Origin of the sequence: Achromobacter xylosoxidans (genome assembly GCF_002192695.1) — a bacterium.
In the GTDB taxonomy this organism is placed as follows: domain Bacteria; phylum Pseudomonadota; class Gammaproteobacteria; order Burkholderiales; family Burkholderiaceae_B; genus Achromobacter; species Achromobacter xylosoxidans_C.
On record NZ_MTLG01000112.1, the window covers coordinates 1 to 25390 of the forward strand.

17 protein-coding genes are annotated in these 25390 nt (G+C 66.2%); 5 read left to right on the top strand and 12 right to left on the bottom strand.

Features of this window, described 5'->3' with window-relative positions; genetic code table 11:
• The 12 genes from BRO63_RS27400 to BRO63_RS27455 all read right to left on the bottom strand — a co-directional run.
• A partial coding sequence (locus BRO63_RS27400) for a DUF6708 domain-containing protein (protein WP_088142975.1) occupies positions 1–819 on the bottom strand: 819 nt, incomplete at its 3' end.
• Positions 819–3458, bottom strand: a complete 2640-nt coding sequence (locus BRO63_RS27405; RefSeq protein WP_088142815.1) for a T6SS effector BTH_I2691 family protein — start codon at positions 3456–3458, stop codon at positions 819–821. The genes BRO63_RS27405 and BRO63_RS27400, both read right to left, overlap by 1 nt.
• Positions 3448–4293 (bottom strand): DUF4123 domain-containing protein, encoded by an 846-nt coding sequence (locus BRO63_RS27410; protein ID WP_088142816.1) that lies wholly within the window; start codon positions 4291–4293, stop codon positions 3448–3450. Before BRO63_RS27410 ends, BRO63_RS27405 begins: the two co-directional genes overlap by 11 nt.
• A 17-nt stretch (positions 4294–4310) precedes the next feature.
• Complete coding sequence (locus BRO63_RS27415; RefSeq protein ID WP_088142817.1) at positions 4311–7013, bottom strand: type VI secretion system Vgr family protein; 2703 nt, start codon at positions 7011–7013, stop codon at positions 4311–4313.
• A gap of 14 nt (positions 7014–7027) precedes the next feature.
• On the bottom strand, positions 7028–9727 hold the full coding sequence (gene tssH, locus BRO63_RS27420; RefSeq protein WP_088142818.1) for a type VI secretion system ATPase TssH: 2700 nt from the start codon (positions 9725–9727) through the stop codon (positions 7028–7030).
• 18 nt (positions 9728–9745) lie between these two features.
• Positions 9746–10837, bottom strand: a complete 1092-nt coding sequence (gene tssG / locus BRO63_RS27425; protein ID WP_179215237.1) for a type VI secretion system baseplate subunit TssG — start codon at positions 10835–10837, stop codon at positions 9746–9748.
• Positions 10801–12639, bottom strand: a complete 1839-nt coding sequence (gene tssF / locus BRO63_RS27430; RefSeq protein ID WP_088142976.1) for a type VI secretion system baseplate subunit TssF — start codon at positions 12637–12639, stop codon at positions 10801–10803. Before tssF ends, tssG begins: the two co-directional genes overlap by 37 nt.
• A 54-nt stretch (positions 12640–12693) precedes the next feature.
• Positions 12694–13179: a type VI secretion system baseplate subunit TssE gene (tssE, locus tag BRO63_RS27435; RefSeq protein ID WP_088142820.1), complete on the bottom strand. Its 486-nt coding sequence runs from the start codon at positions 13177–13179 to the stop codon at positions 12694–12696.
• 62 nt (positions 13180–13241) lie between these two features.
• On the bottom strand, positions 13242–13745 hold the full coding sequence (locus tag BRO63_RS27440) for an Hcp family type VI secretion system effector (protein ID WP_006395404.1): 504 nt from the start codon (positions 13743–13745) through the stop codon (positions 13242–13244).
• 41 nt (positions 13746–13786) lie between these two features.
• Positions 13787–15280 carry a type VI secretion system contractile sheath large subunit gene (gene tssC / locus BRO63_RS27445; RefSeq protein WP_088142821.1) on the bottom strand — a complete coding sequence of 498 codons (1494 nt, stop codon included), beginning with the start codon at positions 15278–15280 and terminating at the stop codon, positions 13787–13789.
• Entirely contained in the window at positions 15273–15797 is a 525-nt protein-coding gene (gene tssB, locus BRO63_RS27450; protein WP_013396290.1) for a type VI secretion system contractile sheath small subunit, read from the bottom strand. The genes tssC and tssB overlap by 8 nt, the downstream gene beginning before the upstream one ends.
• Positions 15798–15841: 44 nt before the next feature.
• Entirely contained in the window at positions 15842–16522 is a 681-nt protein-coding gene (locus BRO63_RS27455) for a hypothetical protein (RefSeq protein WP_088142822.1), read from the bottom strand.
• Between the two features lie 189 nt (positions 16523–16711).
• Between BRO63_RS27455 and tssJ the strand changes: the two genes are divergently transcribed.
• The 5 genes from tssJ (at position 16712) to BRO63_RS27480 (ending at position 25370) form a co-directional block, all read left to right on the top strand.
• Complete coding sequence (gene tssJ / locus BRO63_RS27460) at positions 16712–17329, top strand: type VI secretion system lipoprotein TssJ (RefSeq protein ID WP_088142823.1); 618 nt, start codon at positions 16712–16714, stop codon at positions 17327–17329.
• A gap of 69 nt (positions 17330–17398) precedes the next feature.
• On the top strand, positions 17399–18745 hold the full coding sequence (tssK, locus tag BRO63_RS27465) for a type VI secretion system baseplate subunit TssK (RefSeq protein ID WP_088142824.1): 1347 nt from the start codon (positions 17399–17401) through the stop codon (positions 18743–18745).
• Positions 18746–18778: 33 nt separating this feature from the next.
• Positions 18779–19534 carry a type IVB secretion system protein IcmH/DotU gene (gene icmH, locus BRO63_RS27470; protein WP_223283522.1) on the top strand — a complete coding sequence of 252 codons (756 nt, stop codon included), beginning with the start codon at positions 18779–18781 and terminating at the stop codon, positions 19532–19534.
• 21 nt (positions 19535–19555) lie between these two features.
• On the top strand, positions 19556–24763 hold the full coding sequence (gene tssI / locus BRO63_RS27475) for a type VI secretion system tip protein TssI/VgrG (RefSeq protein ID WP_088142826.1): 5208 nt from the start codon (positions 19556–19558) through the stop codon (positions 24761–24763).
• Complete coding sequence (locus BRO63_RS27480; protein ID WP_088142827.1) at positions 24744–25370, top strand: hypothetical protein; 627 nt, start codon at positions 24744–24746, stop codon at positions 25368–25370. The genes tssI and BRO63_RS27480 overlap by 20 nt, the downstream gene beginning before the upstream one ends.
• Positions 25371–25390: the final 20 nt, after the last annotated feature.

Here is a 25390-nt window from a genome sequence, read left to right on the forward strand (position 1 = left end):
CATGACTGCCCAGCGCATGATGGTGTGCAGGTAGTTGAAGGGAATCATAGTCAGATACATAAAACCCGGACTGTTCGCGTCGTTGGCGAAAACGCGCTCCTTGGAAAAGGCGAAGCTCTCGCGCTTGTTGCCGTCCACAGGCATGCAGTACAGGACCGCCTCCAGCACCGCCTGAGGCCCCTCTTCCATGTAGCGTCGCAGGAATTCCCAGTGAGAATGGACATTCTCTAGACGGCTGGAGGCTATACAAAAGGCAAACGTCTCCCGCACCGTTACGCCATCAGCGTCAAGAATCAGCCCGCGAACATCCCAATTTAACCAACCGAACGCACCTTTTCCTCGCCCGAGGGTGAAATATATTTTGTCCCACGGAACAGTCAGCGTGGTTCCATCCAATCGGAACACATGCACCATGCGATTCTTACGGTCCAGCACAATCGGATAGTACGTCCAGCGGAATAACTCCTTGCATGCCGTCCACCCGCCTAATCCAACTAGCGCGGAAAATGCGATGACCCCAAATATGAGCATTCCCCAGAGCCCATTATCGTCAGGTAAATCACCAAATAACGGTTCCACGGCGACATACAGCCCCCCCAGGCCAACCAACACAATCAACGCCCCCACCAGCGCCATGAACCCGCGCCAGCCGTACCAACGATCAACCGAAACCAATCGATTGGAGTCCAATTTCACCACGCACAATTGCGCTAAAAGCGGCACATCGAGCCGAGTCTTTTGCTTCAAATGATGCTGTCGATCGAAATCATTCAATGACCGATTGTTCGGAAACTTGGAGATAAAACCTGTGTAATCCATCACGTATCTCCACCAACAGCAAGACGGAGATTTCTTACCTCATCCGGAAGTCCGTGATACACCTCTGCCCCTTCCTTTTTATGATTGACGCCCCACTGGCAACGTTTGAGCCATTCCTGAAGCTTGTTGTCCTTATAGGATTCGATGAGGATAGAAATCAGGATCAGGATCGCGGACGCTATCAACCCGACCAGTGTCAATGACCAAAAGAAGGCAGCGATGACCACAACGCTCACAACCGCCGAAGCAAGATACAACCCACCCATAAAGCCATTCTTCTCGATATCCCGCTGCTCCCGAGCACTCTTCAGGTCAAAAACCGCCATGATGATGCCAGAGATAACGCCGATTCGCCCTCCCCAACGTACAAGCAAATTCCCCGTAGTCTCGAATCCGACGCCGACTCCTAGCGACATGCCAGCGGTAGCCCGATTCTTCAACGCCGCCCCGACCACATCGGCCAACGTCCCTCCCATCCCTGCGATTCCAACCACGAATTTCCAACTTGCATCGCTGCTCTCGTGTGACATTGCGGTTTCCGTGTCCCGCCAAAGCTTGTACACCACGACAGCCTGAAAAATTCCGCTGACGACGCCAACGCGCAAATCCGTATTGATGACCGAGCGCCAACGCGCCATTTCCTGAGCCTCGTACGCCTCGACAGTCATGACTGACTGAGCCAATCCTCTCGCCTTATCTGCCGGACGAGCATCGGAAGCGACGCTAGCCGCGGATTCGTTGTCCACCAACATGAACCACTTCTTCCTTTCCGTCCCTTCCACCTGCTCGCCCTTGACCTCCAGGCGCCGCAACTCGTCCGCCACGGCTCGTTCCATTTGGCGTATATCCACCTTGGCACCGTGCTGACGCAGGAGCTCCCGAATTAGCGCCGCTCGAAACGCTTTCTTGCCGCCTTCGACTTCGACGATCGCCACGCTCTTCTGCGACACCAGCCCCAGATACATGGCCAACTTTCGAGCGGCGCCGCTATCCACTCCAAATTTAAGCACGCGCGTTATCGGCCCCATAACCTGCTCGAGCAAGCGTGCAGTCTTGTCCAACCGGCCATCGCTCAACACGCTCAGGCCGGTCTTGTAAGCCCCGTGCAGATTTCCCCAGGGAATCGCCTTCCAATCAACAGCCGCCTCATGCGCCTCAAGAACTTTTTCGGCAATCAGATCCTGATTGTGAAACATGGCGCGCAATAACAGATTCTTGGTATCAACCGGGTCTCCCTGCAACCACTCGACATACAGATCGAAGCAGGCCCGCTTGTCTTGCGTTCCGTCAATGCAAAGCGAAAATACGGTCTGAAAGACCTCGCCGCTATCCACGTTCCGGGAATCGTAGTTGCACTCAAACGACGAGATCGTCTTCTCGCACTTCATCCAGGCCACATGGGCCTGTGCCATCGGGATGATGGTGTCGGAATCGAACTTCGCCATGCGCGCGTCGAACCCGTTCTGCCATTCAACGCGCGCATTCTCATCGTATTTTTCGAGATACTTCTTCCAGGAATCATGTCGAACCTGACTCCTTTCCTGGGCAGTCGGATAGCGTAGCTCTTCCGCCTCGGCCTTGCGCCGCTCCTGGTGTCCCGGTATCAGCAAATCCGCCAACAGCGTCCCGGCAGCCAAGCCAGCCGCCCCGCTCCCTCCCGGGCCCGACGCCATGCCAGGCGAGGTCGTTCCGTAGACCGACTGATTTACCGCATCGTTGCCTCTTTTCCGAAGAAAATCGGTCTCGGCGGTCTGCATCACAATCTCGCGCAACGACTCGATGGACTTCGAGATGGTAAGCGGGCGTTCGTCCGCCTTGTTCGACACGAACTCATCAAAACGCATGCGCATCAACCTAGCCAGGTCCTGCATGATTCCCGTACTGTCCGGCAAAGCCAGCATCAGCCCATTGCCAGGCGAGAACGCTTCAGCCGCGTCCTCGATCATCCCGCCCATCCAACCATGCACGTCGTAGTAGCCGATGGTGCTCCATCCCAGCAGCTGCTGCTTGCCGTAGGGGTCCAGTTCCCGCTTGCGATGCACCACATAATCGGCGGCCGTGTCCTTCAGGGTCTTGATGCTCTTGGCTTGAGGGTGCTTCTTGCCACTGAGCCAGGCCTGCACGTCGAACTTGAACATGTGCCGCTCGCGCATGTCGGCGCCCTTCTTGCCCTTGTGCGCCTTGCACACATCCTTGGTCCACTGCACGTCCGAAAACGCCAACCATACGAATGTCGCTTTTTTGGCGTTCGGAATCGTCAGCAGCGAAGCCTTGGCTTCGTGGTCCATCGTGCAAGTAAAGGTCCGGTCGCAGTCCTGCACCGGCTTGTCGAGATCGAAGTTGTACAGGGTGGCATTTTCGTTGACGTAGTAGCCCTTCAGCTCCGAGCGCGCCTCGTCATAGACGTACAGATAGCCCGGACGCAGCAGGCGCACGCCATAACGTGCGCTGTCGCCCAGGGGCCGCTCTGCCAGCTGCGGCGTGTTCAGGTCGCCGTCCAGCGCCGGAAAAGCGCCGTCGTTCTTCAGCACCGCGTAGCGCAGCGGCATGATGGGCAGGCCGATCCGGTGAAACGGGCAATCCTCTCCGCAATCCAGCGACGAGCGCTTCTTCCCGCAGTTCTTTGCATCATCGGCCATCGGGCTCTCCAGTTCGTTCCATATCCGCGCGCACTCGGGACCAGTCTTCATCCGACAGGTCCTGGATCGCGGCAAGGTAGGGGTAATCGTCTTCGGGCTGCATCGCCGCCAGGCAGGCGCGGACCCGCTCGTGCCGATGGAAGGCGGGGTGTATCTCCAGGGCGTGGCGCGCGAACGCCTTGCGTTCCTCCGCCGAGTCCAGGCCCAGGTCGCGGGCGGTGCGGAAATGCCCCATCACGGCCTGACCCACGGCGACGCGCCCCTGCGGTTCAAACGTCTCTAGGCCTGCCAGCACTTCGTTCAACGCCTGCACCTGGGTCAGCGCGAAGGATTGCTCGGCGCTCAGCCGCGGGCGCAACGCCGCCTCGGCGTCGGGGCGCGCCACGGCGCGCCATGCGCCATCCAGGTGGAACGCGAAGCGCTGCACCGGCCCGCAAAGCCAGGCCAGTTGCGCCGGGTCCAGCATCCACGGCAGCTGGACCAACACGCGCGGGTCGAAAAAACGGAAGAAGCACGGCCCCTGGCCTGCGATGTCGACGATCATCCGCGAACGCAGATGCGCGGCCACGGCATCGGCGGGCTGATCGGACTGAAGCAGCAGCCCCAGCCACAGATCCCCGCTATCGAGCAAGGCCTGGTTCAGGCTGGCCAGCGCCTGCGCCTTGTCCGCCGCTGCCATGGCGGACAGATCCACCAACCGGGGCATGAGCCCCGGCATTTTCCGCAGCGCAGGCGGCACCAGGGCTTCGGCCTGGACGCAGGCCGGCACGCCGGCCGTCCGCTCGTCCTGGATGAGGCCATAGCCATAGGCGCTGAACGCCTGGTAATCAAGCATGCCGCCGTCCTCCCGCCTCAGCCCAGCGGCACCACGGCGCCGCCGCGCTGGGCCGCGCCGCGCACGCGCGCTTCGCACAAGGGACTGGCTTCGTTGAAGGCCAGATTCGCCTGGCTGCTTTCCGGGCCGACCCAGTTATGCACGCCGGCCTTCAACTCGACCTTCCCCGGCGCGTGCAGCTGGATTCCGCCGCCTTCCACGCGTACATAGGCGCCGCCAGCCGTCGCCAGCACGCGCTTGGCCGCCTGCACGGTCACGCCGGCCTGCGCCGACGCGAAGGTCACCGCCTTTTCCGCGGACAAAGTCATCTTGGCGTCCTGGCTGTGCAGGCGCAGCTTGCCGCCCGCCGCATGCAGCAGCAGCCCCTGACCCTGCACCGGGCTGCCGCCGGACGCCTTGCGGCCGAGCGTGAACAGCACCGCGCCGCCGGCCACGCCCATTGCCAGGTTGGCGCTGCTGGCCCAGTTCACGTCCGGCGCCACCTGCGCCAACGTCGCCCCGGCCGCCAGGAAGGCGTCCGCCGGGGTGTACTGCCCGATGCCGCTGGGCGCGCTCACCTGCAACTGTGGCTCGCTATAGGCCGCAACGGGCTCGCCCTCGGGCGCGTCCTGCTTCGCGTCGATAACCTCCAGCACATGTTTCAACGCATCCTGCGCCGGCAGTGTTTCCGGATCGTCTTCCAGCACCGCTTTCTGGCGCGTTGCCGCCTGCGCCAATTCGTCGGCCACGCGCATCGCGTTCTCGATCTGCAGGCCCGCCTCCTCGCTGTCCAGCAGCGCACCCTTGGCGTTCTTGCGCAGGTCCGCGCTGATCAGCAGCCCGGCGCCGCCGCGCAGCGCCACCGCCTCGCGGGTCGACAGCTCCGCGCCGTGGCCCAGGTCCTGCAGTCGTTCGTTGTCGCGCTGCTGCTTGACGTGGCCCAGGTTCAGGCGGCTCTCGGCCTGCGTGGTCGAAGCCGTCAGGCGCGATTGTCCCGGCGTGTCGTCGTGCACCAGCTGGTTGTAGCCGCCGGTGCCCTGCCCGCTGCTGGCGAGCGCCTGCGTCTTGAAGCCGGACATCACCACGTTGTGCGCATGGCCGTCGGCGCCGCCCGCGAACCAGGCGGGCGCGTTGCCGGTGGCATTGGCCGCGCCGCCCTGCACCTGATTGTGCGAAGCATCCTCGGCGCCCGCGCCGTTGTAGAGCGCGCCAACCACCACGGGCCGGTCGATGTCGCCGTGCAAAAACTCGACCAGCACTTCCTGGCCGACGCGCGGCACGAAGTTGCCGCCCCAGTCGCCGCCCGCCACGGCTTCCGCCACCCGCACCCACGTGCCCAGTTCGTCCTTGGCGGGCGCGTTCTCGTCGCCCGAAGGATGTTCCAGGCGGCTGCTGGAAGCCTTGCCGCGCTGCCAATGGAACTGCACCTTGACGCGGTGGTCACGGTCGGTATGCACCGGCGCCTCGGCGCCCACCACCAGCGCCGTCTGCGCGCCGTACACGGTGGGGCGAGGATGCAGGCGTTCGCCATGCCCGTCGCGCGTGGCCTTGCGGAATTCCGTATCGATGCCTATGCAGGTAAAGGTGTTGCGGTAGAAGTCGGCCTCGGCGGCTTGCGGACCGCTCTCGCCCAGCACCTCGCGCACGGCGCGGCCCAGGTCCTCGTCGAAGTTGTTGCGGGCCTCGTGCCGCACGGCGATCGCCACATAGGCGGCCCCGCCCTGCTGGAAATGCCCGGTCAGCTCGAAGCGCTGGCCCGGCGCCAGCGTACGCACGGTGCCCGCGCCCTCGCAGCTATCCTGGCCCACGCGCAGCGCGGCCAGCGCAATGTGCGCCAGGCGCTCGCCCTGCGCGCTGTCCTCGTAGGCGTACTGACCGGGATAGTCGTTGACGACCAGATCCATCGCGCCCTTCGCGGCGCCGCCCTCGACCTGCGCCGCCACCGGCCTGGCCTGGGCGCTGCGGTAATCCCAGCTGGCCATGCGCACCGCATTGGTCTGCCAGCGCGCGCGCCGGCTCCATTGCTGGATGCTGTCCTCGGTCTCCGTGACGTCGGCACGGGCAAAGCGCACGCTGGCCTGCGGGCCGGGCTGGAAGGCGCCGTTATGGTCGGCGATGATCAGCGTGTGGCTGCCATCGCCCTCGCCGGCCTCGTGCTCCACCCAGTAGAACAAGCCCTCTTCCGCCAGCAGGCGCTCAACGAAGGCATGGTCGGTTTCGCGGTACTGCACGGTCAGGCTGCGCTGCGCGTAGGCGGCGCGGTCCTTCACCACCCAGCGCCATTGCGGAGCGATGCCCCCCTGATCCTTGTAGTCGCCGAAGATGCTGTCGACGATTTCGAAGACGGTCTTGTCCTGATAGGCAAAGCTGTCACGGCGCGCGCGCAGAAACGCGAGCCAGGGCTCCAGCGTCAGTCCATAGCGCGCCAGCCCGCCGTTGGCGCCCAGGAACTCCGCCGCCGTGATGTAGCCGTTCCAGACCCGGGGCTGCTCGCGGCCCAGCGCGGTCTGCAGGCGCAGGGTCGCCGGCTTGCCCAGCAGTTCGGACAAGGGGATGCCGGCATTGTCGGACAGGGCGGTCAGTTCCAGCCGGAACGCGCCGTCCGACAAGGTCTCCGTGGCGGACAGCGTTTCCGCGACGAGCCGGTTGGCGCCCAGCGGGGTGCGCAGATCCAGCAGGCGGTTGGCCTGATCGACCGATGCGATCGACATTCGGGAAAGGCCGGCGGTATCCATGGGCATGTCAGACTCCGGCGTCAGGCAAGGCGATAGCGGAATTCGCCGTTCTTGCCGGCGGTCACGCGGATGCGGTCGATGGCCTCGCCCTGCGCCATGCGGCCCAGCACCTGTTCCGCGATCTGCGGCAACAGCGTGCCGTTCAAGATGTGGTCGACGTTGCGCGCGCCGGTATCCACCTCGGTGCAGCGCGCCAGCACGGCCTCCACCAGCGCCTCGTCCCACTCGAAGGCGGCGCGGTGGTTGGCCTGGACCCGCTGGGCGATGCGCCCAAGCTTCAGCCCGATGATGCGGACCAAGGCGTCGTCGTCCACCGGGTAGTAGGCGATGGTCTTCATGCGCCCCAGGAAGGCGGGCTTGAAGGCCTTGTACAACTGCGGCGCCAACAGTTCCTGCAAGGCCTCGGGATCGGGCCGTTCCTCGGCGCTCTTGTTCATGCAGGCCTGCATGATGGCCGAGGATCCGACGTTGGAGGTCAGGATGATGAGCGTGTTGCGGAAATCGATCTCGCGGCCTTCGGCGTCATCCATCACGCCCTTGTCGAATACCTGGAAGAACAGCTCCAGCACGTCGGGATGGGCCTTCTCGATCTCGTCCAGCAGCACCACGCTGTAGGGCTGGCGGCGCACCGCCTCGGTCAGCACCCCGCCCTCGCCGTAGCCCACGTAGCCCGGCGGCGAGCCCTTCAGGCCCGATACGCTGTGGGCCTCCTGGTACTCGCTCATGTTGATGGTGACCAGCTTGCGTTCGCCGCCATACAGCACGTCGGCCACGGCCAGCGCGGTTTCGGTCTTGCCCACGCCCGAGGGGCCGATGAAGAGGAACACGCCCTTGGGCTTGTTGGGGTCTTCCAGGCCGGCGCGCGCGGTGCGCACGCGCTGCGCAATGGCGTGCAAGGCATGGTCCTGGCCGATGACGCGTTCGGCAAGCAGGGGCTGCAGTTCCAGCACGGTACGGATTTCATCGTTGACCATGCGGCCCAGCGGGATGCCGGTCCAGGCCGACACGATCTCGGCGATGACCTGCGCGTCCACGAAGGCAGGCACCAGCGGCGCCTCGCCCTGCAAAGCGCGCAGCTGCTGCTGCAATTCGGCCAGTTGCGCCTGGCCCGGCGTGGCGGCGGGTTCGGCCGTCTTGCCCGAGCGGCGCTTGCCGGCGGGCTCCGGCGCGGCTTCCACACCCGTCGCCTCGAGTTCCTCGCGCAGCGCGTGGATCTGCCTGACCAGCTCGCTTTCCCGCGCCAGCCGCGCTTCCGCGTCCGTCAACGCGACACGCGTGGCGTCCATTTCCTGGTCCAGCTCGCGCAAGCGCGCGGATTGCGCTGCGCCTGCCGCGGCCTCGCGGCGCAAGGCAACGCGCTCGGTCTCCAGGCGCGCCAGGCGGTGGCGCGCGTCGTCGATCAGCGCCGGCGTGGCGCTGCGGCCCAGGGCCACGCGCGCGCAGGCCGTGTCCAGCACGCTGACAGCCTTGTCCGGCAGCTGGCGGCCGCTGATATAGCGGTGCGACAGGCGCGCCGCGGCCACGATGGCCTCGTCCAGCACGCGCACGCCAAAGTGCTGTTCCATCAGCGGCGCCATGCCGCGCAGCATGCTCGCGGCCAGCTCCTCGCTGGGCTCTTCCACTTTCACGACCTGGAAGCGGCGCGCCAGCGCGGCATCCTTTTCAAAGTACTTCTTGTATTCGCTCCAGGTGGTCGCGGCGATGGTGCGCAGTTCGCCGCGTGCCAATGCCGGCTTGAGCAGGTTGGCCGCGTCGTTCTGCCCGGCCTGCCCGCCCGCGCCTATCATGGTGTGGGCTTCATCGATGAACAGGATGATGGGCGTGGAGCTCTGCTTGACCTCGTCGATCACGTTCTTCAGGCGGTTCTCGAACTCGCCCTTGACGCTGGCGCCGGCCTGCAGCAGGCCCATGTCCAGCGTGCGCAGCGCCACGCCCGCCAGCGCCGGCGGCACGTCGCCCGCCACGATGCGCAGCGCCAGCCCCTCGACCACCGCGGTCTTGCCCACGCCGGCCTCGCCGGTCAGGATCGGATTGTTCTGGCGGCGGCGCGTCAGGATGTCGATCATCTGGCGGATCTCGGCATCGCGGCCGATCACCGGATCGATCTTGCCCTCGCGCGCGCGCTCGGTCAGATTGGCGGTGTACTGGTCCAGCGCCGGCGTCTTGGACAGGCCTGCAGCCGGGGCCGCGCCATCCTGCCCGGCGTCGCCCGCCGGGCTGTCGCCCAGCGCCACCGACTGGCCTGCCTCTTCGGAGCCGGCAGTCAACGCGGTGAAATCATGCTTCAGCTCGTCCAGCCGGAACGATTCGAACAGGCGCGATCCGCGGCGCGCCAATTGGGCCAGGTCGGGCTCGGTCAGCAAGGCCAGCAGCAGATGGCCGGAACGGATGCGCGTGGTCTGCGTGTCCAGCGAGGCGATCAACCAGGCATGTTCGAACAGCCGCGGCAGATGCGGCGAAAACACCGGCGTGCGCGTGTTGCCGTTCTTGAAGCCTCGAATCTCGGCATTCAGGTCCGCTTCCAGCACTGAAGCTTCTATGCCGCTGCGCCGCGCCACCATGCTGAAGTCGCTCGCTGGTTTTTCCAGCAGGGCCAGGAACAGGTGTTCCAGGTCCACCTCATAATGCCCCTGGGCCATGCACAGGCTGGCGGCGCGCTCGGCCGCCTGACGGCAGGTCTGGTTGAGCTTTCCAATCAGGGTCTTCAAGGGTGTGGCCATGTTCTAGGTCGTCTAGTCTCAATGAATGGTGTGCAATTCGTAGCTGGCGTCATCGCGGTCCGACGCCACCGGCTCGGTGCAAAGAAAGGAGTTCCAGCCCAGCCGCGCGCCGCCGCCTTCGCCCAGCACGCTGCCGCCGACGTCCTCTTTCGCCATCACCAGCCGCACTTCGTACTCGAAGCTCATGCCGCCGAACATGGTCAAGAGCTTCTCCAGCGCCTGGGCGCGCGCGCCGCCGGGCAGGAAGTCGGTGAACGCGTCCCTGGACAGCGGACCGATCCACAGACGAATGCGCATGTCGCGCTGCCAGATGCGGTCGCCAGCCATGGCCGACACGCCCAGCACCGCGCCGGGCATGCCCAGCTGCGTGCGGTTCTGCGGCGGCACGTGATACCAGCGCCCGACGAACTGCTCCACCCGCAACGCCACCTGGAAGTAATCCGCCAGCACGCGTTGCAGATAGGCCGCCGATACCGGCCGCTGGCGCGCCGCCGCGGCATAGTGCGCCAGCGATTCGTCGAACACCCGGCCCTGGCCCGATTGCAGGCGGTCGCGCAGCGCCGGATGACCGATGCCGCCCAGCGCCAGCAGCAGCGGCAGATAGTGATGGTCCTGTTCAGTCTCGTGCCGCACGGGCATGCGGTACTTCTTCCAGGCCGCATAGAACAGCGCCGCCGCCCGGTTGGAGAAAATATCGAAGAAGGCGCGCGCGCCGCGGTCGCGCCGCGAGCTCTCGCGCGTACTCAGGATCTCGGTGTAATGCAGCGGCATGGCGCCCTGCGCGCCCAACAGGCCGAAGAAGGCCGGCTCGATCTCCACCCGTCCCAGGTTGCCCGCGGCCAGCGCCGCCAGCCGCGCCTCGGCGTCTTCCAGCGTCTGGCCCTGCTTGTCATAGGCCGTCAGCGCGGCGATCTCGCTGGCCGGGAAGCCCAGCGACGACGAATTCAGGAAGCGCAGGTGCGTGGGCACGGCGTTGCGCGCGCGGCTGCCTTCCTGCCGCGCGAACCACGACTCCAGCACCCGCACGGCCTGGAAAAACTTGAAGCGCTGAGGCTCGGCCAGCAGCGATTCGATTACGCTAGGATCGCGTCGCCGTTGCATGGGGGGCACCGTAGGATTTCTTCCGCGCCGCGGCGCGACAGCACGACCAGCTGCACGAAGCTGTTGGCGTGCACGTAAAGGCCGAAGAAGCGGTTGATCACCGCCACGAAGGCATGCAGGCTGGTGCCGACGAAGTTGTCTTCGTTGATGGTCAGCCGGATCTCGATGCCGCGCACGAAGGTCGCGAACGGTTCGCCGGGCATCCAGTGCGTGGCAGGCTTGTAGTCCAGCCCGACCAGTCCTTCTATCTGGCGCGCCGCCACCGCGGAATGCGACAGGTCGTACAGCCGCAGCGTCTCTTTCAGCGCAGGCAGGCCGCTGTGCACCAGCGACAGATGGTTCAGCGCCAGATGCGAAATAAGGCGCCAGTGCGCCGCCCGCCCTTGCTGGAAGCGATGCGTGTGGGTCGGCCGGCGCAGCATGCGGATCTCGCGCGCGATCGAGCCGCCCTCCAGGAACAGGTCCCCGCCCGGCTGCCCCACCGCCAGATGCGCGGGCAGGTCGCGGTTGGTGCAGGTCAGCTCCAGGCTCAGGGTCTCGGTCTGCGGCAGCGAGGGGTCGAAATCGATGTCGACGATGGACAGCTCCATTTCGTAGCCCGGACTGCGCTCGGCCACCATGGAATTGCGCCGCGCCGTCCAGTAGTGCCCGGCGCCCTCGGGCGTTTCGCCATGATGTAGCGAATAGAAGGGCCGGAACTCCACCACCGAATCGCCCTGCGCGTTCTGCCGCACCTGGCGCACGCGGTCGATCGAATAGATCTCGTAGCCGTAGGCGCGGCGAGCGTCCGCCACCACCGGATAGGACGCCTGCGCATGGGTGACGCGGATGGGATCGGCGCGTTGCGCGAACAGGTTGACGACGGGCGTGCAGCCCAGCCGGAAGTTGTCGGCGGTTGCGGATTCCAGCAGGCGCGCCGTATTCGAGTCCGCTCGCACGCCCTTCAATGCCAAATGCAGGGTGATTTCACGCACCGGGCCCGCCGCGCGCCTGAGCGCCGCGAGGTCGATGTCGACGAAATTGAACTTCTCGGAGAACGCAAAGTACTCCGCCAGCAACCGGTAAGCGGGATGCGAGCTCGCCGGAAAGTCGATCAACGCTTCGTCCTCCGACAGCCCGACCTCGGCCAGCGGCACGTCCTGCATACGGTTCCAGCGGCCCGGCTGCGTTTCAAGATAGGCCGCGGCGGTGCGCAGGAACAGGCAGTCCCGCAACGCTGCCACGAACGAGGGCTCGCCATGCAGGTAGACGCGCAGGCGGTCCACCGCCAGGGTGGAAAAATTCTGGGTTTCTGCCAGGCAGGCCAGCGTCAGCGACAGCCGGCCCGTCACGCCCGCCGGCAGGCTGGCCGCCGACGGCGCGTTGGCCGTGGCCGCGAACACCGCCTGGCGGATGCTCACCGGCGCCAGGGTGACGTCGTACGCCGTGCGGAAACGGCACGCCACACCGCGCACGGGATGCGATTTCAGCTCCGTGCCGCGCGCCATGCGCACCGGCGCGGTCAGCTGCGAGGCCATGCCCCCCATGTCGAACTGCGCCACCGAACACGACGGGAACGGACGCAGATAGTGCGGATACATGACCTCGAACAGCGCTTCCGTGAACTCCGGATAGTCGTCGTCCAGCTTCTTGTTGATGCGCGCGCCCAGCAGCGCGAACGATTCGATCATCCGCTCGACGTGCGGATCCTCGCAGGTTTCGCCAGACAGCCCGAGCCGCGCGGCGATCTTCGGATAGCGCTGCGCAAAATCGCGCGACGAACCGCGCAGAAAGCCCAGTTCGCGTTCGTAGTAAGGCAGCAGTTCTTCCATCTTTCCCTTCTTCGCCGGCGGCGTGCCGCCAGCGCCCGCATGCATGGATTGTTATCAGGCGACTGCCGCGGCCTTGGCCCGGCCCTTGCTCACCGAGTACTGCAAGGTGGACGGCTGCAGCGTCGCGTCGAACGTGACCGGCTCATGCGCCGGCCCCACGTCCAGCATCGCGGTAATCGCGAAATACAGCACCGAGGTCGCACGGCTGTCCACCTGCAGCAGCACCCGCACATGCGTCAGGCGCGGCTCGTGGCGGGCGATCGCCTGCTCCAGCGACCGGCAGATAAATTCGCGGTCGTAGTGGCTGGCCAGGCTCAGGCCGGAAAAATCCGACAGGCCATAGGTCAGGATGGACCGTTGGCAATTCGGATAGCGCTTGAGCGAGTCTTCGGTGAAGACCATGCGCGTATTGAGCAGGGCCTCGATGTCGCGCGCGACCGTTTCCTTGATTTCTTCCACCGACAGGCGTCGCAACGCATGCGGTGTCTGCCCGTCGCCGTCGAACAACTTGTCGAACAGGCTGGGTTCGAATCCCTTCATCGCGGCCTCATTGAGCAAAGGCGCCGGACCGGCCGGGGCCTTTGCCGTTCATGCGGTCAGGTTCAGACCGAGTACGTCTTGTCGTTCTTGGTGAGGCTCCATGCGCCCTGGGCATTGCCGCCCTGGTTGCCGCCCACCTTCTGCTGCGTGTACTTCCACTGCACGGCGGCGTACTTCAGCGAGAACGATTCGTGCGGCAGGCCTTCGCTGACGACTTCCGGCGCCACGCGCGAGATGATCACGTACTTGAGCTTGATTTCCAGGTACTTGACGCGGTTGCCTTCGCCGTCGGCGCGCAGGAAATCGATGGTCACTTCGTCGAAGGTGGTGCCGCCCGAAGCGTGCTGATACAGCAGCGGGCTGACCACGTCCAGGTCCTTGGTGAAGACCATCTCGCCATGCTCGGTACGCTCGGCGGTGTGGCCGCCGGAGGTGGAAGCGGTAGCCGAACGCGGCTGGATGATTTCATGGCGCCACGATCCGACTTCGATCCAGTCCGGATGGTCCTTGTCCTGCGACTCGCCCTTGAGCGCGGGATTGCCGAATTTGACGTAGATGTCCTTCATTAATAGCCTCTCTGGTTAAAAATCGTCGAATCCGACGGTGGTCACGACTTCTGGGCCTGGGCGGGGAGTTCCGCAACCAGGCGCAACGAAATCGAAAGCTCGTCGAGCTGAAAGTGAGGCCGCAAAAACGCCACGGCCCGGAACACGCCGGGACGTCCCGGCACCTCGGCAACCTGCACCGATGCTTCCCGCAAGGGGAACTGCGCCTTCTGTTCCTGGCTCGCGTTGTCGTCCAGCAGCACGTACTGCGAGACCCAGCGGTTCAGGAAGCTCTCGACAGATTGCGCGGAGGCAAAGCTGCCGATCTTGTCTCGCATCATGGCTTTCAGGTAGTGCGCCACGCGCGATACCGAAAAGATGTATTGCAGCTGCGCCGACAGCACCGCGTTGGCGTTGGCGCTGTCGGTGTTGTACTTCTTGGCCTTCTGCACCGACTGCGCGCCAAAGAACGCGGCGTAATCCGAGTTCTTGCAATGCACCAGCGGAATCAGCCCGAGGTCGCTCAGTTCCTTTTCGCGCCGGTCGGTGATGGCGATTTCCGTCGGGCACTTCAGGGCGATTTCGCCGTCGTCGGTCTTGAAGGTGTGGGTCGGCAGGTTCTCGACCAGGCCGCCGCCCTCCACGCCGCGGATCGCCGCGCACCAGCCGAAGTCGGCAAAGGCCGCGGTCAGGCGCGCGCCGAAGGCCCAGGCGGCGTTGCACCACAGGTACTTGGCATGGTCGGTGCCGTCCACTTCCTCGACGAAGTTGAAGCCCTCCACCGAGGTGCCTTCCTTCGGGTCATACGGCAGGCGGCCCAGGAAGCGCGGCATGGTCAGACCCACGTAACGCGAGTCTTCCGAATCGCGGAAGCTGCGCCACTTGGTGTATTCCACCGTGTCGAACACCTTGGCCAGGTCGCGCGGGCGGCCCAGGTCGGCAAAGCTGTCCAGGCCCAGCAGCTCGGGCGAGGCCGAGGCGATGAAGGGCGCATGCGAAGCCGCGGCCACGTGCGACATCTGTTCGATGAAGTACATGTCCTCGGGCTGGCGCGTGATCTCGAAGTTGCCCAGCAGCGCGCCGAACGGCGAACCGCCAAACGTGCCGAACTCTTCTTCGTAGACCTTCTTGAACATCAGGCTCTGGTCGAAGTCGATGGCGGTCTGGAAGTCCCGCACCAGGTCGCGCTTGGTGACGTTGAGCACCTTGATCTTCAGCATCGGGCCGGTGTTGCTCTCCTGGCACAGGTAATGCAGGCCGCGCCAGGTGCTTTCCAGCTTCTGGAATTCGGCGCCATGCATGACTTCGCTCAGCTGTGCCGAGATCAGGCGGTCCAGCTCGGCCACACGGGCGTCCAGCATCGCGGACAGGTTGTCCGACACCACCACGGTGCCCTTCATGACTTCGCGAGCGAGTTCGCCGATCAGGTCCTTGGCGCGGTCGTGCTCGGCCGTGGACTTGGCCACGCGGCTCTGTTCGACGATCTGGTCCAGCAGGCCCGAATCGGCCTGGGCGGCGGGCGCGGATACGTTCTGCGCAGCGGCGGAATTACTCATTGCTGCCTCCCTTGCCGTTCTTGCCGGCTTCGCTGGTCAGTTGCTGCAGTTTTTCCGTGCTGCTGAGCACTTCGCCCAGCAGGTCTTCCAGCTTGTCGTTGCCCGCCAGCTTGTTGCGCAGGTCTGCCAACTTGGTGCGGATGTCCAGCAACTCCTTGAGCGGCTCGATCTGTTGCACCACGGCCTCGGGCCGGAAGTCCTCGACCGAGCGGAACTTCAGGTCCACGCCGAAGGTGCCGCCTTCGTCGGTCAGGCGGTTCTTCACGCGGTAGGCGGCGCGCGGCTCCAGGCCTCGCATCACGTCGTCGAAGTTGTCGACGTCGATGTTGACGAACTTGCGGTCCTTCAAACGCGGCAGCTCGGCTTCGGACTGCGCGCTGAAGTCGCCGACCACACCCACGACGAAAGGCAGTTCCTTCTGCTCGATCGCGTCGCCCTTTTCGACGTCATAGGTCAGCTGCACGCGCGGCGGACGTACTTTCTGGAGTCTTTTCTGAACGCTTTCTTTCTTAGCCATGGGGGCTCCAAGCGAAGTGCATAGTGAAGAGGCCGTAGGCCCGATCAGGGTTTGAGGAGGTTGCCGAACGGATCCGGCGCGCGGCCGGCCGGCGCGGCGCCGGCGGCCGCCGGGGCCGCAGGCGGCTTTGCGGCGGGAGCTGCGGCGGGATTCGCCGCAGGGGCTGCGGGCGTTGCGGCCACAGGCGTCGCGGCCGGCGTCGCCGCCGCCGCGTTGGCGGCAGGCTTGGCCTGTTGCGCGGCGGCCGCGCCCTGCGCATCGCTGCGCCGCGGCTGGCGCGGGCGCGGCGGCTTGTAACCCTCGGGGAACAGCACGTCCTGGCCCAGGGTTTCGCGCATGGCGGCAGCCAGCGCCACCGCATCGGTGCGGGCGTTGCCCGCCAGCAGCGCGTTGGCGCGCAGATCAGCCAGCGACTGCATCGCCACCCGCAGGCCACCCACCGCGCGCACGGTCTTGGCGGTGAAGTCTTCGGGGTCGCGGTTCAGCGCTTCGTCGGCCGCGACGATGGCCTCGCCATACTTCTGCTCGTCGAAGCGGATCTTGGCGATGTACGACCACGGCTCTCCACGGGCGGGATTGAGCAGGGCGATTTCCTGAAACTCGGCGACCGCCTGGTCGTTGCCCTTCGCAGCCAAGGTCTGCGTGGCGTGCGTCATCGACTGCTTGTATTCGGCGTCGGTCTGCGGCTTCGGAGATGTGGCGCAGCCCGCGAGAAAGGCCAGCATTCCGCTGATGAGGAAAACCCGGTATCTGTGCATTTTTTTGGTATGTAGGAGGGTGTAACCAAGGCCGCGTATTTCAACAACCTTTTGTTAGCGCCGCACTACAGTGCATTACTTCATGTAACTCGCCACCAAACTTCGCTCAACGTGCCGCGATCTGTATGTTGTCGCAGGCTTCCGGTATAAAGAGCCATGTCAAAACATCTCTATTTTTCTCGGTGCGTGGCGGCGCTCGCCATCATCGCGGCAAGCCCCGTAATCAGCGGTTGCGCAGCGGTTTCAGCGATTGGAGCGGTGGCCGGAATGACCGGCGGCATGATGGATATGGCGGGCCTGAAAAAAGACCCGAATGCGCCAATCGATGTGAAATTGGCGATACATGCCGGAGAAAATTTGAATGCGAGTAGCGGACAGCCCATGGCTGTGGTTACGAAAATATACTATTTGAAGAATGCCGAGGCATTTCAGCGCGCACCGCTCACGCAATTGGTTGATACTGACGCCGAAAAGGCAGCGTTGGGTGACAGCATCATCGCTGCACGCGAAGTCACACTGACGCCGGGACAGCGCTATGAGCACCTGGAAAAAGTGCCAAAAACCGCTGCCTACATCGCTGTCGCGGGCTTGTTCTACGCGCCCGCGCCGCAGCGCTGGAAATACGTATTCGAAGTGAAGACCGCCGAGGACACCGGCATCGTCATGGGCGCCCATGCCTGCGCGATGACCGTGGTCACCGGACAGATAGTGTTGCCACCGGGCGTGCCCGGCTTCGATCCGGCCCGCCTCGGCTCGGTGCAATGCCCGAACTGAACGCGAGCCGACCGCGACTAGCCGCCGTCATCGACGCCCTCTCTATATAAGAAGCAAGAGCCAGCAAACGTGAGCCATTCAGCGAAGATATTGTGGGGAGAGGGGCTGTTCCTGCGGCCCCAGCATTTTCAACGCCAAGACGCGTACCACGAGGCCCGCCTCGCGGAAATGAGCCGCGCGCTGCATCCCTATGCCTGGGGCCTGCGCGCGGCGCGTTTCGACGCCGCGGCGCTTGCCAACGGCATGCTGCGCGCCACCGAGCTCTCCGCGATCTTTCCCGACGGCGAGATCTACAGCGCCCCCCATAACGACGACCTGCCGCCCGCGGTCGCGCTGGACGGCCTGGACGGCGCCAGCACGGCGGTGTTCTACCTGGCGCTGCATCCGATGAAAGACGTCGGCGGCAACTATCGCGACACACGCCAGGAACAGGGCTTCGATGCGCGCTATGCGCATCAGGACAGCCCCGCGCCGGATCTGTACACCAACGCCAGCACGGCCGAACTCGCCTTCCTGCGCAAGAACGTGCGCCTGCTGTCGGAACACGAGCCGCGCGACGCGCTGCTGACGATCCCCGTTGCGCGCGTGCGCCGCACCGCCAGCGCCGGCTACGAACTGGACACCAGTTTCATCGCCCCCAGCGTCACGGTGCAGGCTTGCAGCGCGCTGTTCGAACAGCTGCGCCGCCTGCTCGACGCGCTGCAGGCCAAGGTCAACGCGCTCTACGGCTTTCACCGTGAGCCGAACAAGAACATCATCGAATTCCGCTCGGGCGACGTGGCCTCGTTCTGGCTGCTGCACACCTGCAACGAGGCCTATTCGGCGCTGTCGCACCTGTTCCACAATCCGCAGCTGCATCCCGAACGCCTGTTCCAGGAAATGCTGCGGCTCGCCGGTGCGCTCATGACCTTCTCCAAGGTGCACACGCTGGCGGACCTGCCGGCCTACCAGCACGACGCGCCGGGCGCGGCCTTCGCGCAGCTGGACGAGATCCTGCGCGACCTGCTCGACACCGTCATCTCCACCCGCTACTTCTCTATCGTGCTGGAAGAGCTGCGCCCCTCGTTCCATGTCGGCCGGCTGGATTCCGGCAAGCTCGACGAGACCACCGCGCTCTACCTGTCGGTGTCCGCCGCCACGCCCGCCAGCGAACTGGCCGAGACCGTGCCGCTGCGCTTCAAGGTGGGCGCGCCCGACGACGTGGAAAAGCTGGTGCTATCGGCCATGCCCGGCGTGCAGCTCGTCTACACGCCGCAGGTTCCGCCCGCCGTGCCCGTCAAGCCGGGCGCCTGCTACTTCACCCTGCAGACGCGCGGCTCGCTGTATGACCGCATGCTGCAGGCGCGCAGCATCGCCATCTATGCCCCCTCCGGCATACCCGAACTGAAACTGGACCTCATCGCCGTCACCCGCTAGAGCCTGCCCATGACCGCCGACGCGCCTACCCTGATGCCCGGAGCCTCGCTCCCTCCCCGCGCCGCCGACTTTTACGGCTCGCGTCCCGCAAAGTCCCTGCTGGACCTGCTGTACGACGGCTTCCTGATGCTGTTCCTGCTGAAAAGCGGCCAGGAACCCGTGGACGCCGCCTCGTTCTCGGCGCGCGTTCAGCAGTTCCTGGCCGACTTCGAGCGCAGCGCGAAGAAGATGGACATCCCGGCCGAGGACGTCTACGCCACCAAGTACGCGTTCTGCGCGGCGGTGGATGAGACCGTGCTGAATTCCGGCTTTTCCATCCGCGACGCCTGGATGCTGCAGCCGCTGCAACTGACGCTGTTCGGCGAACAGCTCGCCGGCGAGAACTTCTTTGCGCGCCTGGAGGACCTGCGCGCGCAGGGCGCGCCGCGCCTGCAATCGCTGGAAGTGTTCTACATGTGCCTGCTGCTGGGTTTCCAGGGCAAGTACATGATCGAAGGCCAGGAGAAGCTAGGCTATCTCACGGCGCGGCTGGGCGACGAGATCACGCTGCTGCGCGGCAAGCGCGCGGGCTTCGCGCCGCACTGGCCCCTGCCCGACAAGATCGCCCACACGCTCAAGCGCGACGTGCCGCTGTGGAGCATCGGCGCGCTGTTCGCGCTGCTGGGGCTACTGGCCTATCTGGGCATGAGCCACTTCCTGAACCGCGACATGCAGACCGCCATGGCTCCGTACCATGACATCGTCAAGATCGGGCCGCGCGCCGCGCACCTGACCATCTCGCTCCCCTGACAGCCGCAGGCCGACCGCTCCATGACCGACCGTTCCCAAACGCCCGCCGGATTCAGCAGCCTGGATGTTGCCACCCTCTCCCAGAACGCCCGCATGCTGCAAGTGCGCACGCCCCTGGATGCGGCGCTCGCGGTGGAGCGCATGAGCCTGCGCGAAGGCGTCTCCGAACTGTTTTCCCTGACGCTGGACTGCCTGGCATCCTCGGCCGAACTGGATGTGCAGGCCCTGCTGGGCCGCGAGATCAGCGTCAGCCTGCTGCTGGCCGACGGCGGCAGGCGCCAATGGCATGCAGTGGTGGAAGGCGTGGACGCGTTGGGCGCGGACGGCGGCCTGGCGCGCTACCGGCTGCACGCCGCGCCCTGGCTGGCGGCCCTGGGCCTGCGCCGCGACAGCTTTCTGTTCCAGGACAAATCGGTCACCGACATCCTGAGCGAAATCTTCGCCGACTATCCGCAGGCGGCCTACTCGTTCGACATCGCCGAACCGCCCGCGCCGCGCCCGCTGCGCACGCAGTACCGCGAGACCGATCTGGCCTTCGTGCTGCGCCTGATGGCCGAAGCCGGCTTGAGCTTCCGCTTCGACCACCAGCAGGGCGAACAGCAGGACGAAGCCTCGGGCGGCGCGCGCCACCGGCTGGTCGTGTTCGACACCCGCGCGGCGCGGCCCGCCTGCCCCGACGCCACGCTGCGCTTTCACCGCAGCGACGCCACCGAAACCGAGGACAGCATCACGCGCTTCGGCGCGTCCCGCGCGGTACGTCCCAACGCCGTGACGCGCCTGGCCTGGGACGACCGCAAGCTGCTCGCGCACGCGGCGCATGCGCAGTCCGACGTCCAGGCCGGCGCGGTGCCCCGCCTTGAAGACTACGACTACGACGGCCACGGCCGCCATGCCGACGGCGACAGCGCGGAGCTTGCCGCCGCGCGCAGCCTGCAGGCGCATGAAGCCCGCATGGTGCGCTTTGACGGTGGCGGCACGGCGCGCCAGATGATGCCCGGCCATGACTTCACGCTGACCCAGCACAGCCGCTATGCCGCGGGCTCGGGCCAGGCCGTCGATGAAATGGGCGGCAACCGCTACACGCTGCTGCACGTCGAACACGAAGCCGCCAACAACCTGGGCAGCCAGGCCGCCCAGGCGCTGGGCGAGTCCGATCTGGAACACGGCTCCTACCGCAACGCCTTCGGCGCCCTGCCCGCGGCCGCGCCGCTTGTGCCCAGCTGGCGCGCCAAGCCCACGGCGCCCGAAGGCCTGGCGGCTGTGGTGGTGGCCGCGCAGGACGCGCCCATTTCCTCGGGCCGCGACCTGCGCATCAAGGTGCAATTCCCCTGGCAACGCGGCGCGCGCCCGTTGCCTGGCGGCCTGGCGCACCGCAGCCACGGCGACGACACCGGCAATGCGCCGGGCGACGACAGTTCCGGCACCTGGCTGCGCGTTGCGGGCGCGCAGGCCGGTCCCAACTGGGGCGCGCACCATCTGCCGCGCAAAGGCACCGAGGTCCTGGTCGAGTTCCTGGACGGCGACATCGACCAGCCCGTGGCTTCGGCACAGCTGTACAACGACGCGGACCTGCCTCCCTGGTCCGCCGGCGAGGACGCCGCGGCCAACCATCCCGGCACGCTCAGCGGCTGGCACAGCAAGGGCCTGGACGACGCAGGCCACAGCCAGTGGCTGTTCGACGATACATCGCGGCAGATGCGCACCCGCCTGTCCAGTTCCATCGGCGCCACGCAGCTGGGCCTGGGCTATCTGGTCGAGCAGGCCGCGGACGAATCGAACCGCGGCGCATGGCGCGGCACCGGCTTCGAGCTGCGCTCGGATGCCTGGACCGTGGTGCGCTCCGGGCAAGGCATGCTGGTGTCCGCCAGCGCGCGCGAAGATGCCCGGTCCACCCAGGCCGACGCCCAGGAAGCGCTGACGCGTCTGCGCGGCGCGCAGCATGCGGCGCAACGCCTGGATGCCGCGGGAACGAAGCGCCAGGCGCGCGCGCTCGCGGCCACCAGCCAATATGACGCGCTGACCCGCGCCATCGACCCCAAGGGCGATGGCCGCTATCCGGGCAGCGTGGGCGGCCAACAGGCGCTCAAGGCCAGCGGCGCCGAGCGCACGGGCACGGAGGCGGTGGAGCGCATCGATGGCGCCCGCATGTTGATAGACGCGCCCTCCTCGCTCAACTTCGCCACGCCGGCCTCGGCCATCCTGCACGCCAGCGAAAACCTGCACGTCACCGCGCAGGCCGACGGCCACGTCGCCGCGCGCCAGACCTTCGCCACGGCCTCCGGCCGCTCCACCAGCCTGTTCGTGCAGGACGGCGGCATCCGCGCCGTCGCCGCCGAATCCCCTGTGTCAATCCACGCGCATACCGACATGCTGGAAATGCTGGCCGGCCAGGACATCACCGTCACCTCCACCGCCGACAGCATCGAGATCCTGGCGAACCAGAGCGTCACCCTGCAGGCCGCCGGCGCCAGCATCGTCATGACCGGCGGCGACATCCTGTTCAAGGGGCCGGGCATGTTCTCGGTCAAAGGCGCGTCGCACAACCTGATTGGGCCTGCCAGCGACGCGGCCGCGCTGCCGGCGCTGCCGTCCACCCAAGTGGGCGACCCGATGCTGGTCACGGCCGAACTGGTGCACCGCCCCAAGGCCAAGCTGCAGGCGCAAGCCGGCTCCGGCCAGGCGCTGAATGCCGCCGGCGCGACCGGTGCGGTCGGCGCCGCGGCTCCCCTCGCCGCAGCCCCCACGCCTGCTGCGGCCGCCGGATCGCAAGCCTCGATGCTGGGCAGCGCGGGCGCCGCGCTTGCGAACGGCGCGACTGCCGTCTCCAAGAGCCTGTCCGCGGCGGCCGAAGGCGCGTCCGGCATGCTGGACCAGGCCAAGAGCATGGTGGGCGATGCGCTCAAGCCCGTGCAGGAATTGGGCGCCATGGCCGGCAAGACCATGCAGGCAGCGGGCAAGGCAGGCTCGGAACTGATGTCGGGCGCGATGGCAAAGGCCGGCGGCATGGCGCAGACGGCCATGCAGAATGCGGCTCCGTCGCTGACTGGCGGCGCCACGTCCTCACTGGCTAACGGCGCCACGCAATCCTTGGCCAGCATGGCAACGCCGTCGCTGATGGATGGCGGCCTCTCCACCATGAATATGGCGCAGGGCTCAACCGACGCGCTGGCCGGCGCGGTATCCATGCCGCAGGCGCTGACTGACGCGGCAGGAGCCGTGACGAAGGCGAGCGGCATGGCGTCGCAGGCCTCGGCCCTGGCATCGCAGGCATCCACCCTGGCTTCGCCGGCCGCAGGCGCCGGCCCGTCCGCCTCGGGCATGCTGTCGGGCGCTTCCAGCGCCGCCACGGCGATGGGCAACGCCACGGCGGCATCCGCCCTGGACGCCGCCTCCAACCTGACGGCGGCCGGCAGCGGCGGCGTGCGATCCGCCATCGGCCCGGTCATGACCCAGGCCATGGGCGCCATGGGCGGACGCCCCGCCGCGCTGAGCACGGCGGTGAACACGCTGCTGACCATGCCGGACGTCAACCAGGGCAATCTGCCTACGGTGGCGGGCGCAATACTCAGCACGCCGGGCCTGACCGACTCCGCGATTCCGTCCGTGGTCGGCGCCATCCTGCAATCACCCACGATATCCAGCGTCACGCTGCCCAAGGTGGCGGAGGCGATCATGAACATCCCCGCGGTGGCGAACTCGCCCTATCCGGCGATGGCCAAGCGGGTCATGGAAATGGCTGGCGTCAGCCTGCCCGGCCCCGTGGCCAGGCCCGCGGGCGCGCCCGGCGGCGAGGACGCAGGCGGCGCCGCCGCGGCCGGGACGCCGGACGCCGGCGCGCCGACGCCATCCGCCTACCGGGCCAGGAGCGGCGCCAAGCTCCAGTACGTCAACCTAAAGGAGGAAGACGAAGTCTGGAACGATGGCCAGGCGCTGGACAGCCTGGACCGCCAGACCAACAAGCCCAGGATCCGCGTGCGCTTCAACAAGGCCGGCCAGCACCGCTTCAGCGTCAAGGTCAGCCCGCGTGCGGGTAATGCGGTGTACTCCGCGCGCGAGCAAAGCCGCCAGCCGCTGTATCGCGAGCCCAACCAGCGCTCCTACAGCTATGTGACCGACGCCGACGGCACCAAGGTGGTCGACAACATCACCCTGCCCGCCGCCGGCCTGAACACCTATACCTTCGAGGTGGTGAACGACAAGAACCAGACCATCTCCACGGAGCAGGTCGAGACCGCAAGGCGGCTGTATCTCCAGGAAATCATGCTGCCTGGCCCCGAGACGCTGGCGCGCCGCCACGGCTTCCAGCCGACCGCGACGGAATACGCGCGGCATGGCGTGGACGTCGTGCAATTGCCGCCGGTCAGCACGCGCGGCGACGCCAACATGGACGTGTTCACGGACGACGGTTATGAACGCCTGCGCCAATTGGCCGCCTCCGTCTATCCTGGGTCGCAGGGCCCGGACCACGAGCCCTATACGCTCGTGGTCTGCCACATCGACCGGCTGGCCTCGATGCTGCCCGTCCAGCCCATTTACGTGCAAGCCTCGGCCGGTCCCGGCGCGGGCGACAAGCAGGTGGAGTTCGTCAGCGCCGACGGCAACCTCAGCTTCCTGTGGCATCACATCGAGCCGGGCGTGGACTGGTACGTCGAATGCCTGTTCGAGTACACCGACCCCGCGGCCGGCCTCAGGCAGGTGACGATACCCAAGGACCGCATTACGCCGGTGCCCTACGATACGGCGAACCCCAAGGCCTGCCACGCCCTGAACATCCGCATGGCAGGCCTGGTTCCCGTCCCGACCACGGGCAAGATCATCCTGAAGGTCCGGTTGATGGAAAGCTCCGCGGGCGGCGTGGCGTTCCCCGGCACCAACCTTCTGGGCGTGGCGGCGATGAGCCCCTGGGAGCCCAACACGCTGGACTATCTGCAGCAGACGCTGGTGCACGAGATCGGCCACCTGATCGGCATGACGCCCAGCGGCCCCGAGTGGGCGCGTGCCCACCCGGACGAAGCCGACATGGACTCGTCCAAGCTCGACAAGGGTCCGTATTTCTATTCCCAGTTCGGCAACCACTGCCACTTCGGCCTGCCTGCCAGCCAGGCCGATCCCAGCCACGTCGGCTCCTGCGTCATGTTCGGCGGCGACTGCGTCAGCATCCGCTTCTGCGCCAGCTGCGCCCAGGCCGTACGCAAGACGGACATGTCCAATGGCTGGCCCTCGTTCTGACGCGCGGCGCCGCCTGGCGCCGGCGCTGGCCCTGCTGCTCGCGGCCGCGATGGCCATGGCCGTGCCCGGCGCCGCCACCGCCGCGCGCCCCACCCCTCATACCCAGAAGACCACGATGAACACCGACTGGATCGATCCGCCCTCGTTCGCCACCGCGCCCATAGGCACCGTGCGCGACCACGCCTGCATCCCGCCCAACCAGGGCAGCGACGACCAGCTCAACATTGCCGCGCCCGCGCGCGTGCGTCCGCAGGCTTCCGGCGCGCTGGTCATCCCCGTCTGCGCGCAGGGCATCATTCCCGTATCGCAGAACCAGAAACTGCCGCGCTTCGTCGCCGTCAACACGCAGACCAAGGCGGTCTATGAAGGCGTGGCCTACGAATACAAGCCGCGCAAGCGTCCCGGCATGGAAGTGGACGAAATCCCCAGCTCGCGTCCGCCCAAGGGCCTTCCCATCAGTCCCGGCATCAGCGTGGGCACGCAGTTCAGCACCGACCTGGCGGCGCAGGTGCAGCTGCCGAAGGACCCGGCGGTCTACGAGGTATATATCGAATCGAACGGCGTGCGTTCGAACACGGTGAAGATCGAAGTGCAGGCGGCGAAGTAGGCGCCCTGTTTCCAGCGGCC

What these genes read in the sequence shown, in the direction of transcription:
- BRO63_RS27405 (WP_088142815.1), bottom strand. Translation starts at nt 3,458, where the DNA reads ATGGCCGATGATGCAAAGAACTGCGGGAAGAAGCGCTCGTCGCTGGAT.
- BRO63_RS27410 (WP_088142816.1), bottom strand. Translation starts at nt 4,293, where the DNA reads ATGCTTGATTACCAGGCGTTCAGCGCCTATGGCTATGGCCTCATCCAG.
- BRO63_RS27415 (WP_088142817.1), bottom strand. Translation starts at nt 7,013, where the DNA reads ATGCCCATGGATACCGCCGGCCTTTCCCGAATGTCGATCGCATCGGTC.
- tssH (WP_088142818.1), bottom strand. Translation starts at nt 9,727, where the DNA reads ATGGCCACACCCTTGAAGACCCTGATTGGAAAGCTCAACCAGACCTGC.
- tssF (WP_088142976.1), bottom strand. Translation starts at nt 12,639, where the DNA reads ATGGAAGAACTGCTGCCTTACTACGAACGCGAACTGGGCTTTCTGCGC.
- tssE (WP_088142820.1), bottom strand. Translation starts at nt 13,179, where the DNA reads ATGAAGGGATTCGAACCCAGCCTGTTCGACAAGTTGTTCGACGGCGAC.
- BRO63_RS27440 (WP_006395404.1), bottom strand. Translation starts at nt 13,745, where the DNA reads ATGAAGGACATCTACGTCAAATTCGGCAATCCCGCGCTCAAGGGCGAG.
- tssC (WP_088142821.1), bottom strand. Translation starts at nt 15,280, where the DNA reads ATGAGTAATTCCGCCGCTGCGCAGAACGTATCCGCGCCCGCCGCCCAG.
- tssB (WP_013396290.1), bottom strand. Translation starts at nt 15,797, where the DNA reads ATGGCTAAGAAAGAAAGCGTTCAGAAAAGACTCCAGAAAGTACGTCCG.
- BRO63_RS27455 (WP_088142822.1), bottom strand. Translation starts at nt 16,522, where the DNA reads ATGCTGGCCTTTCTCGCGGGCTGCGCCACATCTCCGAAGCCGCAGACC.
- tssJ (WP_088142823.1), top strand. Translation starts at nt 16,712, where the DNA reads ATGTCAAAACATCTCTATTTTTCTCGGTGCGTGGCGGCGCTCGCCATC.
- icmH (WP_223283522.1), top strand. Translation starts at nt 18,779, where the DNA reads ATGCCCGGAGCCTCGCTCCCTCCCCGCGCCGCCGACTTTTACGGCTCG.
- tssI (WP_088142826.1), top strand. Translation starts at nt 19,556, where the DNA reads ATGACCGACCGTTCCCAAACGCCCGCCGGATTCAGCAGCCTGGATGTT.
- BRO63_RS27480 (WP_088142827.1), top strand. Translation starts at nt 24,744, where the DNA reads ATGGCTGGCCCTCGTTCTGACGCGCGGCGCCGCCTGGCGCCGGCGCTG.